Source organism: Pseudomonas sp. KCJK9016, from assembly GCF_046231795.1.
Taxonomy (GTDB): domain Bacteria; phylum Pseudomonadota; class Gammaproteobacteria; order Pseudomonadales; family Pseudomonadaceae; genus Aquipseudomonas; species Aquipseudomonas bananamidigenes.
On sequence record NZ_JBJJMM010000035.1, the window covers coordinates 19,371 to 32,138 of the forward strand.

The following is a 12,768-nucleotide window of genomic DNA, read 5'->3' on the forward strand; positions in this document are numbered from 1 at the left end:
TTCAAGGAAGACAAAACAATGAAAAAGACCTTCGCAATTCTGCTATCGATCTGCCTTTCGGCCAGCGTACACGCTGACGAAACCCCCATCGGTTTCCGGACCTCTACACTGCCGGACGCAAACAACGAGCGTCCTCTGGAAATGGTCGTCTGGTATCCCGCCAGAACCACCGCCACCCCACAACTGATTGCCGACGATATCGTGTTCGTCGGGACTTCCGCCGTGCGCGATGCGCCACCGACTGCCGGTGAGCATCCGTTATTGGTGCTCTCCCATGGTTACCGAGGGAACTGGAGCAACCAGGCATGGCTGGCCACAGCCTTGGCCCGTCAGGGTTACATCGTGGCGGCGGTCAACCATCCCGGCACCACGACCCATGACCGCAGTCCGCAAGCGGCTGCCCAGTTGTGGCAACGACCTGCCGACATCAGCCGCGTCATTGATGCGGTCACCGCTCGGCCCGAGCAGCTGGGGGCTGTTTCGACGCGTCGAATTGCAGTCGCCGGCCATTCACTGGGCGGCTGGACCGCCCTCGAAATCGCTGGCTCACGTTTCGATCCCGAACGCTTCGCGAAGGACTGCGCAGCCCATCAAAAACTCGCCAGTTGCTCGGTCTACAAGACGATCAACGTCGCCGACACGCCGGAATCGAAGAACCGGATCAGCGCGGACCTGAGCGACAAACGCGTCAGCGCCATCGTGTCACTGGACCTGGGCCTGTCACGCGGCATGACCGATGCAAGCCTCGCCGCGTTGGCGGTCCCGACACTGGTGATTGGCGCTGGCGTGCCGTCGGAAGAACTGCCCGCCAAACTGGAATCGGCCAATCTCGCCAAGCGCCTGCCTTCGGCCACATCGCAATATGTCGAGATCAGCGACTCCAGCCATTTCAGCTTCATGGCAGCGTGCAAGCCCGGTGCAGTGGCGTTGCTTGAAGAAGACTCTCCAGGCGACGGCATGATTTGCGGGGATGGCGGCGGTCGTTCGCGTGAGGTGATCCAGCAACAGGTGGTGGCGTTGATCGACGGGTTTCTGACCCGGTCACTTCCCCACTGATGACGGTGTTGCCTGTGCATTCGTGATAGGTCAGGATCCCTCCTTTTTTGATCATCAGGAGCAATCGTGGAACGACTCTTCGTTTATGGAACCCTGGGGCCTGGCCGTCCGAACGAGCATGTGATGCTCAACATCGGTGGTACGTGGCAGGCCGCTTCGTTGAAGGGGCGTTTGTCGCAGGCCGGCTGGGGTGCAGCGATGGGTTTTCCCGGGCTGGTGATTGCTGAAGAGGGTGATGTCATCGAAGGCTATATTTTCTCGTCAGAAAACTTTCACCTGCACTGGACGGCGCTCGATGAATTTGAAGGCGCCGAATATCAGCGGGTTCTGACCAAGGTGACTCTGGATGACGGAACGGCAATGGATGCCTGGGTCTACGCCCTGCGCTAGACAACTTCACGAAAACGGCTATGCCCTGCTGCGCCAGGCAACCCCGGCTGCATGGCTGACCGGGCTTCGGTACACATTCGACACCGGCGTAAAACCCTCAAGCGAATGGCCCGTACCCCGTGGCAGCGACTGGCGCCATTCGCTGCTGGACACCGATTTGACCGTACAGGCCGTATGCCGGCTGCCGCCATTGCTGGCGGTGGTGGGTCAGTTGATCGATGAGCGCTTCTTTCTCTCTCAGGTCGAGGGCCGCGAACCTCTCGCCAATGGCGGCCACCAGCAACTGCACCGCGACCTGTCGGTGCAGCGTCCAGGTGACACGGCCATCGCACTGGTCTACCTCGATGACTACGGCCCGGAGAACGGCGCCACCCGCCTCGTCCCCGGTAGTCATCGCCCGGCATCGGGCGAGCCTCCGTTCGATGCCACCGACGAGTCCCGATCCTTGCAATTGACCGGCAACGCGGGCGACATCCTGATTTTCGATGCTGATCTGATCCACGCCGGCAGCCTGAACCCCACCGGTGCTCGCCGCCGCACACTGCTGATCACTTATTTTTCGCAAGCGCTCTACGCATCACACCTGGAAACGGTGCGCCTCAGGAGCATTCGGATGGACACCAGCGAACGGTTCGACCCTGCGGAGTTTGCCTTGGCGAATCCCGGACAATTCATTTGACTTGATTGCCTAAGGCAACTATATAGTTGCCTTAGGCAACCATTTGAGTATCCGCCATGTCCATGCCCACGCTCATCGAACGCGCCGACACCGTCCGCCAGTTCAATCGTTTCTACACCCATCAGATCGGCGTTCTGCAGGAACACCTGTTGCATAGCGACTACTCGCTGACCGAGCTGCGCATCCTCTACGAACTGGCCTCAGGCGGCGATCTGACCAGCGCCGACCTGCGGCAGATGCTGGGCCTGGACGCGGGTTACATGAGCCGGATCATCAGCGGCTTCGACAAAAAAGGCCTGATCCAGAAAGTCCCTTGCGCCACCGACGCCCGCGCCAGCCTGTTGCACATCACCGATCTGGGCCGCGCCATCCTCGCCCCGCTGGAACAGGCTTCGCGGCAGGAAGTCATCACGCTGCTCGAACGCCTCGCCGAGCCGCAGCAACTGGAACTGATCGCCGCCATGAAACGGATCCAGACCTTGCTCGAGGGCGGCAAATCCTCCACCTGGCTGCTGCGCGATCCGCAACCGGGTGACATGGGGCTGGTGGTGCAACAACAGACCGTGATCTATACCCGCGAATATGGCTGGAACTCGGAGTTCGAAGCGCTGGTGGCCGAGGTCGTGGCCAACTACCTGCGCGAGTTCGACCCTGCCTGCGAACGCTGCTGGATCGCGGAAAAGGATGGCACGGTGGTGGGCTCGGTATTCGTCATCCGGCACGACGAAACTACGGCAAAACTGCGCATGCTGTACGTGGACGCCAGTGCTCGGGGGCTGGGGATCGGCAATCGGCTGGTCGAGGAATGCCTGCGCTTCGCCCGGGACGTCGGCTACAAAAAGATGATTCTGTGGACGACCGGCAATCTGGTCGATGCACGCAAGTTGTATCAGAGGGCGGGTTTTGAGTTGGTGGAGGAAGAGCCGATTCACAGCTTCGGGAAGGATCTGGTGAGTCAGACATGGGCGATTGAGTTGTGAACCTGATTCCGACGTCGAACGCTCAAGTATTGCGCAACTGACGACATGAAACCCGCCCCTCTGTGGCGACCGGACAGCAGGCAGCGACAGAAGCAATGAGCATCGCCCCGAGCTGACACCTTGTGTGGCAGCTCGGGGCCAATGGCCGCGAGCTGCGCGTCAGGAATGGTTTCGGCCGATCCACATCCGGGTCAGTGTGTTGTCACGAACCCAGTAGTGGTGAAACAGCCCTGCGGCCGCGTGCAGACCGATCAGCCAGTAACCGGTGCTCCCCAACAGTTCATGCCAGTACTTGAGTCGTTTGGCGAAATCAGGATCGATGTTCACCGGTGCCGGGACATGGAAGCCGAAGTACGGGAATGGTTTGTCGGCAGCGGCCAGCATCAGCCAGGCCAGGATCGGGGTTGCGATCATCAGCCCATACAGCGCCAGGTGCATCAGGTGCGAGATGCCGGTCTGCCAGGCCGGCGGCTGCGGGCTGATTGGCGGGCGCGGGCTCAGTCGGCCGATCAGGCGTATCCACACCAGGGCAAAGATGCTTGCGCCGAAAATCCCGTGCCAGCCCATCAACATGCCACGGGCTTCGCTGCCCTTGGGCATGAAACCTTTGATTTCGACGCACGCATACACGCCGACGAACAATGCCAGCATCAGCCAATGCAGAGCGATTGAGAGTTTTCCATAACGGGTTACAGCGATGTCACGGGTCATAAGACGCGCCTCGTAATTGTCGTGAGCGACGGTCTGGTTCATTCGACCGTCTCGATACGGCTGCAAGGCAAGCCGCCGGTGCCACCCTGCCTTTGCAGTCTTAAGACAATCTGAAGATTGCCCGTTTGATTAACCTTTTTTCACCTTCAGATTTCGTTAAGAAATGCCTCCGATACTCGGCTCAAACCATTGAGGGGAGGCGTTCTGCCCATGCCCGCTTTCGACTGGAACATCCCCCTTCCTCTGCACTTCGGCCCAGCCGAAACGCCCCTGATGACATTGACCGGTGCCCGGCCCGGCAGCACGTTGCGAGAGACGTTCGAAGCCTTCGTCCAGGAACGCTTTCGCAAAGCCCATGGCGCCGATATCCGGCACTTTATGCCCGAGCTGTTCGGCATGCGCAACGGCGACGGCCGACTGTGTGCGGTGACCGGAGTACGTCTTGCCCATCAAGCCCCGCTGTTTCTCGAACGCTATCTGGATGAACCGATCGAGCCCTTGATCAGCGCGGCGGCGGATCGTCCGGTCGAGCGCAGCGCAATCGTCGAGGTCGGCAACCTTGCCGCCAGCGACACCGGCAGTGCGCGGCTGAGCATCATCGCCATTACCTACCTGCTGGCCATGGGTGGCCTGGAATGGGTGACATTCACCGGCAATATCGGGCTGGTCAACAGCTTCCATCGCCTCGGCCTGAAACCAGTGACATTGTGCGCCGCCGACCCGGAGCGATTGGGTGACGAGCGTCAACATTGGGGCAGTTATTACGAAAGCAAACCCTGGGTGCACGTCGGCAACATCCGCGCCGGCTTCGTTCATTTGCGCAACATCGGCCTGTTTACCCGCCTGGGTTTGCCGACCTCGATTGAAGGAGCCTGCGATGTCGCTTGAAATGCAACGCTTTCAGGAAGCCCTGCGCGACCATGCCCGACGCAATGACAACCGCATCGCGCTGTGGGGGGACACGCTGAAGCTCGATTACGCCACGGTTTATGCCGAGGTGCTCTATCGCCGGGAACGCCTGCGTCATGAGCAGGCGCAAGTCATTGCCCTGGCTTTGGATAACGGTGTCGATGCCTTGATGTGGGATCTGGCCGTGTTGTTCGAAGGCTTGACGTGCGTGACGCTGCCCCCGTTTTTCAGCCCGGCGCAACGCGCTCATTGCCTGGAGCAAAGTCAGGCCGAGCGGGTGATTGCCGAGCCGGAGCTGGAAGATGAACTGCTCGCGGCCGGTTATGAGAAACACGGCGAATTCTGGTGTCGCACGTTCAGTGGCCCGAGTCGCCTGCCGGCAGGCACCGCGAAACTGACCTTCACCTCCGGCACCACCGGCACGCCCAAAGGCGTATGCCTGAGCACCGACAGACTGTTGAGGGTGGCACGGGAGCTGGAACAGGCAAGCAAATCCACGGCTCCAAAGCATCATCTGGCACTTTTGCCGCTGGCGATTCTGCTGGAAAACATCGGCTGTTATGCCGCGCTGCACGCCGGTGCGACACTGAGCCTGCCGAGCCAGAAAACCCTGGGCATACAGGGCGCCAGTGGCGTCGATGTACCGCTCTTGCTGGGCTGCCTGGCCAGGCGAGCACCGCAGAGTCTGATTCTGGTGCCGCAACTGTTGCTGATGCTGGTCAGCGCTGCCGAACAGAAAGCCTTTGACCCACAACAACTGCGTTTCGCCGCCGTCGGTGGCGCACGGGTAACGGCGGATCTGCTGCAACGCGCGCAACGTGTCGGCCTGCCGGTTTTCGAAGGCTATGGTTTGTCCGAATGCGCCTCGGTGGTGTGCCTCAATCGCCCCGGTGCACGGCGTCCGGGCAGCGTGGGCCAGCCATTGCCGCACGTTGAAGTGCGCCTGGCCGAAGACGGCGAAGTGCTGATCAAGGGCGCTGCCCCGCTCGGTTATCTGGGGGACGCGCCGTACACCGATGAGTGGTGGCCGAGCGGCGATCTGGGCGAATTCGACCCCGAAGGTTTTCTGTACCTCAAGGGCCGCAAGAAGCACCAGTTCGTCACCAGCTTCGGACGCAACGTCAACCCCGAATGGATTGAATCCGAACTGACCCAGCGCAGCCACATCGCCCAGGCCTTCGTCTATGGCGAGGCGCTGCCGCACAACCACGCCCTGCTCTGGCCGCACCGTGCCGATTGCAGCGAAGCGGAGCTGGCGGCGGCGGTTGCCGAAGCCAACGAAGCCTTGCCCGATTACGCCCAGGTGCATCGCTGGACACGCCTGACGCAACCGTTCAGCGCCACCAATGGTTTGCTCACCGCCAACGGCCGCCCGCGCCGTGAAGCGATCGTCACGCAGTACCGCCACCTGCTTTCTGAACTCGCCGTTTCCGAGGATTCCGCGCCATGAATTTTTTCGACACCCTGCAAGAAGCCACGCATAAGGAACGTCACGAGCTGTTCAACCTGCCGATCATTCTCGATGCCTTGCAAGGCAAGGTCAGTCTGGAAAGCTATCGGGCATTTCTGACTCAGGCGTATTACCACGTGCGCCATACCGTGCCGTTGATGATGGCCTGCGGCGCGCGCCTGCCGATGCGCCTGGAGTGGTTGCGTAAAGCGGTGACCGAATACATCGAAGATGAATACGGTCATGAACAGTGGGTGCTGAACGATATCGCCGTGTGTGGCGGTGACCGCGATGCGGTACGCGACGGCCAGCCCTCGCTGCCGATCGAACTGATGGTGAGTTTTCTTTACGACCTGATCGCCCGCGGCAATCCGGTGGGACTGTTCGGTATGGTCAATGTGCTCGAAGGCACCAGCATCGCCCTGGCCACTCATGCAGCAGGCAGCATTGGCGAGCGTCTGGCATTGCCGGACACCGCGTTCAGCTACCTGAATTCGCACGGCTCGCTGGACATCGAGCATATGCAGACCTATCGCCGCTTGATGAACCAGCTGGAAGATCCGGACGATCAGGCCGCGGTGATCCATGCCTCGAAAGTCGTCTATCGCCTGTACGCCGACATGTTTCGCGGGCTGCCGCGTGACACGGAGACTCAACATGCAGCTGCGTGATGCGCGCGTGGTGCTGACCGGTGCCAGTGGCGGCATCGGCCTGGCGATCACCGAGGCCTTGTGTACCGCCGGTGCCAGGGTGCTGGCGGTGGCGCGGCATGGGCAGGCGCTGACACCGTTGCTCACGCGTTACCCGGACACCCTGTGCTGGGTCGCCGCCGACCTGACTGTGCTCAGTGACCGGCGCAAAGTGCTGGCGGCCGCAGAAACCGTCGGCGGCATCAACCTGCTGATCAACGCTGCCGGGATCAACCACTTCGCCATGCTTGAACAGCTTGATGACAGCGACATCAACGCGATGCTCGCGGTGAACATCAGTGCGCCGATCTGCCTGACCAGACTGCTGTTGCCGCTGCTCAAAGGGGCCGATAGCGCGATGGTGGTGAACGTGGGTTCCACCTATGGTTCGATCGGCTATGCCGGTTATGCCAGTTATTGCGCGACCAAGTTCGCCCTGCGCGGGTTCTCCGAAGCGCTGCGCCGGGAACTGGCCGACACCCGGGTCAACGTGCTGTATGTCGCGCCCCGCGCAACCCGCACCACAATGAACAGCGCGCAGGCGCAGGCCTTGAACGAGGCGCTCAAATCCAATGTCGATGACCCGCAAACCGTTGCCTCGGCGGTGCTTCACGCAATCGCCGGTGACCGCCGTGACCTGTATCTGGGCTGGCCGGAGCGCTTCTTCGTGCGCCTGAACAATCTGCTGCCGCATCTGGTGGATCGAGGCCTGCGCAAACAGTTGCCGCTGATTCGTCGCTTCAGTGAAAAACCCGACAACGAGACGCCAAAACCTTGATCCGGACGGCATCGACAGCCTGTACTTTTGCGGCGATCACCTCTACCGTCAGAAGCAGTACGCTGAAGCCAGGGCTGCACTGCTCAAAGGCACAAAAAACCGCCCCAACGTCCTGGCCGGGAAACCGCAGATGCGGGGCGCCGCAAAGAGATCGCCGCGCTGTCGGTGAACGTGAGCAAGAAACTCGACTGACAGGAGTCCGCGTGCGTTTATTACTGATTGAGGATGACATCGCCCTGGGTGAAGGCATTCATCAGGCGCTGACGCGCGAGGGTTACACCACTGACTGGCTCAAGGACGGCGGCAGCGCATTGCATGCGCTGCTCAGCGAGACCTTCGACGTGGCGGTGCTCGACCTGGGGCTTCCGCGCATGGATGGCCTAGAAGTGCTGCGCCGCCTGCGCGATGCCGGTTCGAATGTGCCGGTACTGATTCTCACCGCACGCGATGCCACCGAAGACCGGATCGCCGGACTGGACGCAGGTGCCGATGATTACCTGATCAAGCCGTTCGATCTCGCCGAACTCAAGGCACGCCTGCGAGCCTTGTTACGTCGCAGCGCCGGTCGCGCGCAGGCGTTGATTGAACATGCCGGCATCAGCCTCAACCCCGGCACCCAGCAAGTCAGCTATCAGGGCCAGCCGGTGGCACTTACACCCAAGGAATACCAGTTGCTGCATGAGTTGCTTTCGCCCCCGGGACGGGTGATGACCCGCGACCAACTGATCCAGTTGCTCTACGGCTGGAACGAAGAAGCGGAAAGCAACACGCTGGAAGTGCACATTCACCACCTGCGCAAGAAGTTCTCCAACGATCTGATCCGTACTGTCCGTGGGGTGGGGTATCTGGTGGAAGAACGCCGATGACCTCGATTCGCCGTCGCACCTTGACGCTGATGATCGGCTTGTTGCTCGCAGGCATCTCGGTCATCAGCGTCTTCAACTTACACGACAGCAACCACGAGATTGCCGAGGTGTACGACGCCCAGTTGGCGCAGAACGCCCGTCTTCTGCAAGGCGTCATGCGCATGCCGATGGAGAGCAGGCAGCAAGCCGCGTTGTACCGGGCTTTCAATAGCGCGCTGGGTGAAGCCGTATCCCGGGGCGATGGCCACCCGTACGAAGGGAAGATCGCTTTTCAAGTGTGGAAACCGACGGGCGAGATACTCGTACACACCGCGAGTGCACCCTCCTTCCGTACACTACCGACCCAGCCGGGCTTCAGTGACGTCGTGGATCTGGAGAACCGCCACTGGCGCGCTTTTCTGCTGGAAGACCCGCAAAACGGCCTGCACATCTGGGTGGGTGAACGCGAAGACGTGCGCGCCGACCTGGTCGACCGGATCGTGCGTCATACCTTATGGCCAAACGTAATCGGCAGCCTGATCCTCGCGGCCATGGTCTGGCTGGCCATTGGCTGGGGGCTCAAACCACTGGCGAACATGGCATCCACCCTGCGCGCCCGGCACTCTGGCTCGCTTGAACCCTTGCAACTGGCGCCTTTGCCCAGCGAACTGGAGCCGATGCAAGCCGCGCTCAATCGTATGCTTGCGCAGATTCAGGAGGTGCTCGGACGCGAACGTCGCTTCATTGCCGACGCCGCCCACGAAATGCGTACGCCACTGGCGGTGCTGCGGGTGCATGCGCAGAACCTGCTGGAAGCCGGCACCGAACAGGAACGCCGCGAGTCTTTGCAATTTTTGATTTCCGGCGTCGACCGCGCCAGCCGGCTGGTCAACCAGTTACTGACCATGGCGCGCCTGGAGCCCAAATCCGATCCACCCGAACTGCAGCGTATCGACCTCGGCGCGACCGTGCGCAGCAGTCTGGCGCAACTGACACCATGGCTGTTGAGCAGACAACTGGAGCTGGACTTTGAAGACAGTGCCCGGCCGTTGCACATCATGGCCAGCCCCGCCGCCATCGATATCGCATTGAACAACCTGGTCACCAACGCCGCCAACTTCACTCCACAAGGCGGCGTCATTACCGTACTGATCAGCCAGAGCGAGGGATTCTGCCATTTGATCGTCGAAGATCAGGGACCGGGGATCGACGAAACAGACCGGATGCGGTTGTTCGAGCGTTTTTACAGCCGAGGCAATCCCGAAGGTGCCGGGCTGGGACTGGCGATCGTATACATCATCGCAACCCGGTTGGGCGGGCGAATTGCACTGGTAAACCGGGCGCAGGGCGGTACGCGAGCGACATTGTCGATTCCTGCTTGTGCCTGACTCATAAGCTGAAAATGGCCTCCATCAGCCCGAAGATGCTCCTCATGCCTCAAACATCGACGCAGCGTTCGCCATGAAAACCGGCATCATCTCAGACACCCACAACCTCCTGCGTCCACAAGCGCTGACTGCGCTCGAAGGTTGCGACCGGATCATCCACGCCGGCGATATCGGCAACCCGGACATCCTTGCCCGATTGGCCGACATCGCGCCTGTGCAAGCCGTGCGGGGCAACAACGATCTGAACAGTCCGTGGGCCAGCGACATTCCCGATCTCCTGACCTTCGACCTGAATGGCTGGCAAGCCCTGCTGGTCCATGACATCGCCGATGTGCCGGCCGCTCTCGACCCGCAGATCAGGCTCATCATCACCGGCCACTCCCACAAGCCGCTTGTCGAATGGCGTGACGACCGGCTCTACGTCAACCCGGGCAGCGCCGGCCCGCGGCGTTTCAAGTTGCCGGTCACGCTGGCGATTCTCGAGATACAACCCGCCAACATCGAACCGCGCCTGATCTCCCTGCTGGATCCCCCCGCCTGAAACCGCTACCGTTCCCCCTTCAGAACAGGGATCCCACTTGCCATGTCCATCGTCGACAACCTTCTCGCCTTCACCTTCGCCGCCACGCTGCTGACCCTGACGCCTGGCCTCGACACCGCGCTGGTCCTGCGAACGGCCACCGTCGAGGGCAAGCACCAGGCCTTGCGTGCTGCACTGGGCATCAATGCCGGTTGCCTGTTGTGGGGCGCGGCGGTGGCGTTCGGCCTGGGGGCGTTGATTGCCGTTTCGGAGCTGGCCTACAACCTGTTGAAGTATTGCGGCGCGGCGTATCTGGCGTGGCTCGGCTTGAACATGCTGCTGCGCCCTCGCCGCTCGCTGGCGCCTGCCGAATCCACCGGCAAACCGGGGAGCAACTGGTTCTTGAAGGGCATGTTGGGCAATGTGCTCAATCCTAAAGTGGGGATTTTCTACGTGTCGTTCCTGCCGCAGTTCATTCCGCAAGGGCAGCCACTGGTGCCGTGGACGTTCGGTCTGGTGAGCATTCATGTGGTGCTGGGACTGATCTGGTCGCTGGTGCTGATTGGCGCGACGCAACCGTTGTCGGGTTTTCTGCGCCGGGAGCAGGTGATTCGCTGGATGGATCGCACCACCGGCATGATTTTCGTGCTGTTTGCGGCGCGGTTGGCCTTCAGTAAGCGCTGAATCGTCCAACGCCTTCTATCGACGCATGTAGTTTTATCGACCCCGGCCCTTGCTTGAAACATATGGAAATCCGTATATTCGGTTTTCCGTATATGCAAGGGTGTTCCCATGCTTGACCCTGTCTCCGTTTTCAAATGCCTCGCCGACGAAACCCGCACCCGGGCCACATTGCTGATTACCCGAGAAGGCGAGTTGTGCGTCTGCGAACTGGTCTGCGCACTGGACGACAGCCAGCCGAAAATCTCTCGTCATCTGGCACAACTGCGTACCTGCGGTCTGTTGCTGGATCGTCGTCAGGGCCAGTGGGTGTATTACCGACTGAATCCGCAGTTGCCCGAATGGGTACGCGAGTTGCTGCAGAGCACCCTCGCCGCCAATACCGCGTGGCTGGAAGAAAACAGTGCACGACTCGCGGCCATGGGCGATCGCCCGCTCAATACAACCGCCTGCTGCTGAGGACCGATCATGCGCGTTCTATTCATGTGTACCGCCAACAGCTGCCGCAGCATTCTGTCCGAAGCGATGTTCAATCACCTGGCGCCGCAAGGTTTCGAGGCGGTCAGCGCCGGCAGTTTCCCCAAGGGCCAAGTGTTGCCACGCAGCCTGACCACGTTGCAGGAGGCCGGCATTTCCACCGCCGGTTTGAGCAGCAAGGGCAACGACGCCTTCGAAGACAATCCGCCGGACATTGTCATCACCGTGTGCGACAAGGCCGCCGGTGAAGCCTGCCCCGTCTATTTCGGGCCCGCCTTGAAGGCCCATTGGGGGTTGGAGGATCCGTCGGAAGTGCGTGGCGATGAGACCACTGTCAACGCAGCCTTCCACGCCACCCTCGCCCGGATCGAAACCCGCTGCCGGGCCTTCCTCGCCCTGCCCTTCGCCGAACTCGACCGTGATGCCCTCAAGCGCGAGCTCGACCGCATCAGCCTGCTATGACCGGAGTCGTCATGACCGACCTGCCCAATCTCGACCTGTCACTGATTCAGAAAACCACCCGCAACGATGGCGCGCACAAGCCGCGCATCCTGTTGCTCTACGGCTCGACCCGCCCGCGCTCCTTCAGCCGTTTGCTGGTGGAGGAAGCCGCCCGGCTGCTGGAGCACTTCGGCGCCGAAACACGGATCTTCAATCCGTCGGGTCTGCCGCTGCCGGACGATGCGCCCGGCGATCACCCGAAAGTCCAGGAGTTGCTTGCGCTGATGCAATGGTCCGAAGGCCAGGTCTGGTGCTCGCCCGAACGTCACGGCGCGATGTCGGCGGTGTTCAAGGCGCAGATCGACTGGGTGCCGCTCGCCCTCGGCGCCGTGCGCCCGACCCAGGGCAAGACCCTGGCGGTGATGCAGGTCTGCGGTGGTTCGCAATCGTTCAACGTGGTCAATCAACTGCGGGTGCTGGGCCGCTGGATGCGCATGTTCACCATCCCCAATCAATCCTCGGTGCCCAAGGCATATCTGGAATTCGACGAAAGCAATCGCATGAAGCCTTCGGCGCTGTACGACCGAGTGGTGGATGTGATGGAGGAATTGGTGAAGTTCACGCTGTTGTTGCGTGATCGCCCGGATCTGGTGGATCGCTATTCAGAGCGCAAGGAATCGGCGGAGGAATTGATGCAGCGGGTCAACCAGCGTTCGATCTGATATCCCGAACAAAAGCCGGTGCGGTCCTTCGCACCGGCTTTTTCGTCATCGG

General features: G+C 61.1%; 16 protein-coding genes and 1 pseudogene. 16 read left to right on the forward strand and 1 reads right to left on the reverse strand.

Translation table 11 applies throughout. From position 1 onward, the window contains the following. Positions 1–18 precede the first annotated feature (18 nt). From ACK6BI_RS25135 to ACK6BI_RS25150, 4 genes are all read left to right on the forward strand, one after another. Positions 19–1,056, forward strand: a complete 1,038-nt coding sequence (locus ACK6BI_RS25135) for an alpha/beta hydrolase family protein (RefSeq protein ID WP_409319200.1) — start codon at positions 19–21, stop codon at positions 1,054–1,056. Between the two features lie 66 nt (positions 1,057–1,122). Continuing rightward, positions 1,123–1,446: a gamma-glutamylcyclotransferase gene (locus ACK6BI_RS25140; protein WP_409319201.1), complete on the forward strand. Its 324-nt coding sequence runs from the start codon at positions 1,123–1,125 to the stop codon at positions 1,444–1,446. Further along, entirely contained in the window at positions 1,403–2,125 is a 723-nt protein-coding gene (locus ACK6BI_RS25145) for a phytanoyl-CoA dioxygenase family protein (RefSeq protein ID WP_409319202.1), read from the forward strand. The genes ACK6BI_RS25140 and ACK6BI_RS25145 overlap by 44 nt, the downstream gene beginning before the upstream one ends. Before the next feature lie 56 nt (positions 2,126–2,181). Further along, positions 2,182–3,105: a GNAT family N-acetyltransferase gene (locus tag ACK6BI_RS25150; RefSeq protein WP_409319203.1), complete on the forward strand. Its 924-nt coding sequence runs from the start codon at positions 2,182–2,184 to the stop codon at positions 3,103–3,105. Positions 3,106–3,264: 159 nt separating this feature from the next. Here ACK6BI_RS25150 and ACK6BI_RS25155 read toward each other — a convergent pair whose 3' ends face one another. Further along, on the reverse strand, positions 3,265–3,816 hold the full coding sequence (locus ACK6BI_RS25155; RefSeq protein ID WP_409319234.1) for a cytochrome b: 552 nt from the start codon (positions 3,814–3,816) through the stop codon (positions 3,265–3,267). A gap of 210 nt (positions 3,817–4,026) precedes the next feature. On the opposite strand from ACK6BI_RS25155, the gene ACK6BI_RS25160 reads away from it, so the two are divergent. The 12 genes and pseudogenes from ACK6BI_RS25160 to arsH all read left to right on the forward strand — a co-directional run bounded on the left by ACK6BI_RS25160 (position 4,027) and on the right by arsH (position 12,716). Beyond that, a complete protein-coding gene (locus ACK6BI_RS25160; protein ID WP_409319204.1) occupies positions 4,027–4,704 on the forward strand; it encodes a thermostable hemolysin in 678 nt (225 codons plus the stop codon). Then, on the forward strand, positions 4,694–6,175 hold the full coding sequence (locus ACK6BI_RS25165; protein WP_409319205.1) for an AMP-binding protein: 1,482 nt from the start codon (positions 4,694–4,696) through the stop codon (positions 6,173–6,175). Before ACK6BI_RS25160 ends, ACK6BI_RS25165 begins: the two co-directional genes overlap by 11 nt. Beyond that, a complete protein-coding gene (locus ACK6BI_RS25170) occupies positions 6,172–6,846 on the forward strand; it encodes a TenA family transcriptional regulator (protein WP_409319206.1) in 675 nt (224 codons plus the stop codon). The genes ACK6BI_RS25165 and ACK6BI_RS25170 overlap by 4 nt, the downstream gene beginning before the upstream one ends. Continuing rightward, positions 6,833–7,642 (forward strand): SDR family oxidoreductase, encoded by an 810-nt coding sequence (locus ACK6BI_RS25175; RefSeq protein WP_409319207.1) that lies wholly within the window; start codon positions 6,833–6,835, stop codon positions 7,640–7,642. Before ACK6BI_RS25170 ends, ACK6BI_RS25175 begins: the two co-directional genes overlap by 14 nt. Next, positions 7,638–7,834: pseudogene (locus tag ACK6BI_RS25180) on the forward strand (hypothetical protein); the annotation flags it as partial. The gene ACK6BI_RS25175 and the pseudogene ACK6BI_RS25180, both read left to right, overlap by 5 nt. Positions 7,835–7,845: 11 nt before the next feature. After that, positions 7,846–8,508 carry a response regulator gene (locus ACK6BI_RS25185; RefSeq protein WP_409319208.1) on the forward strand — a complete coding sequence of 221 codons (663 nt, stop codon included), beginning with the start codon at positions 7,846–7,848 and terminating at the stop codon, positions 8,506–8,508. Further along, on the forward strand, positions 8,505–9,875 hold the full coding sequence (locus ACK6BI_RS25190; RefSeq protein ID WP_409319209.1) for an ATP-binding protein: 1,371 nt from the start codon (positions 8,505–8,507) through the stop codon (positions 9,873–9,875). Before ACK6BI_RS25185 ends, ACK6BI_RS25190 begins: the two co-directional genes overlap by 4 nt. A 73-nt stretch (positions 9,876–9,948) precedes the next feature. After that, a complete protein-coding gene (locus ACK6BI_RS25195; RefSeq protein WP_409319210.1) occupies positions 9,949–10,416 on the forward strand; it encodes a metallophosphoesterase family protein in 468 nt (155 codons plus the stop codon). 42 nt (positions 10,417–10,458) lie between these two features. Next, positions 10,459–11,079 carry a LysE family translocator gene (locus tag ACK6BI_RS25200; RefSeq protein ID WP_409319211.1) on the forward strand — a complete coding sequence of 207 codons (621 nt, stop codon included), beginning with the start codon at positions 10,459–10,461 and terminating at the stop codon, positions 11,077–11,079. 108 nt (positions 11,080–11,187) lie between these two features. Continuing rightward, positions 11,188–11,535, forward strand: coding sequence for a metalloregulator ArsR/SmtB family transcription factor (locus ACK6BI_RS25205; protein ID WP_409319212.1), 348 nt, complete (start codon positions 11,188–11,190; stop codon positions 11,533–11,535). 9 nt (positions 11,536–11,544) lie between these two features. Continuing rightward, positions 11,545–12,015: an arsenate reductase ArsC gene (locus ACK6BI_RS25210; RefSeq protein WP_409319213.1), complete on the forward strand. Its 471-nt coding sequence runs from the start codon at positions 11,545–11,547 to the stop codon at positions 12,013–12,015. Positions 12,016–12,026: 11 nt separating this feature from the next. Continuing rightward, positions 12,027–12,716, forward strand: a complete 690-nt coding sequence (arsH, locus tag ACK6BI_RS25215) for an arsenical resistance protein ArsH (RefSeq protein ID WP_409319214.1) — start codon at positions 12,027–12,029, stop codon at positions 12,714–12,716. The last annotated feature ends 52 nt before the right edge of the window (positions 12,717–12,768 follow it).

Coding starts and splice junctions, on each gene's coding strand:
- ACK6BI_RS25135 (WP_409319200.1), top strand. CDS start 19: ATGAAAAAGACCTTCGCAATTCTGCTATCGATCTGCCTTTCGGCCAGC.
- ACK6BI_RS25145 (WP_409319202.1), top strand. CDS start 1,403: ATGACGGAACGGCAATGGATGCCTGGGTCTACGCCCTGCGCTAGACAA.
- ACK6BI_RS25150 (WP_409319203.1), top strand. CDS start 2,182: ATGTCCATGCCCACGCTCATCGAACGCGCCGACACCGTCCGCCAGTTC.
- ACK6BI_RS25155 (WP_409319234.1), bottom strand. CDS start 3,816: ATGACCCGTGACATCGCTGTAACCCGTTATGGAAAACTCTCAATCGCT.
- ACK6BI_RS25160 (WP_409319204.1), top strand. CDS start 4,027: ATGCCCGCTTTCGACTGGAACATCCCCCTTCCTCTGCACTTCGGCCCA.
- ACK6BI_RS25165 (WP_409319205.1), top strand. CDS start 4,694: ATGTCGCTTGAAATGCAACGCTTTCAGGAAGCCCTGCGCGACCATGCC.
- ACK6BI_RS25170 (WP_409319206.1), top strand. CDS start 6,172: ATGAATTTTTTCGACACCCTGCAAGAAGCCACGCATAAGGAACGTCAC.
- ACK6BI_RS25175 (WP_409319207.1), top strand. CDS start 6,833: ATGCAGCTGCGTGATGCGCGCGTGGTGCTGACCGGTGCCAGTGGCGGC.
- ACK6BI_RS25190 (WP_409319209.1), top strand. CDS start 8,505: ATGACCTCGATTCGCCGTCGCACCTTGACGCTGATGATCGGCTTGTTG.
- ACK6BI_RS25195 (WP_409319210.1), top strand. CDS start 9,949: ATGAAAACCGGCATCATCTCAGACACCCACAACCTCCTGCGTCCACAA.
- ACK6BI_RS25200 (WP_409319211.1), top strand. CDS start 10,459: ATGTCCATCGTCGACAACCTTCTCGCCTTCACCTTCGCCGCCACGCTG.
- ACK6BI_RS25205 (WP_409319212.1), top strand. CDS start 11,188: ATGCTTGACCCTGTCTCCGTTTTCAAATGCCTCGCCGACGAAACCCGC.
- ACK6BI_RS25210 (WP_409319213.1), top strand. CDS start 11,545: ATGCGCGTTCTATTCATGTGTACCGCCAACAGCTGCCGCAGCATTCTG.
- arsH (WP_409319214.1), top strand. CDS start 12,027: ATGACCGACCTGCCCAATCTCGACCTGTCACTGATTCAGAAAACCACC.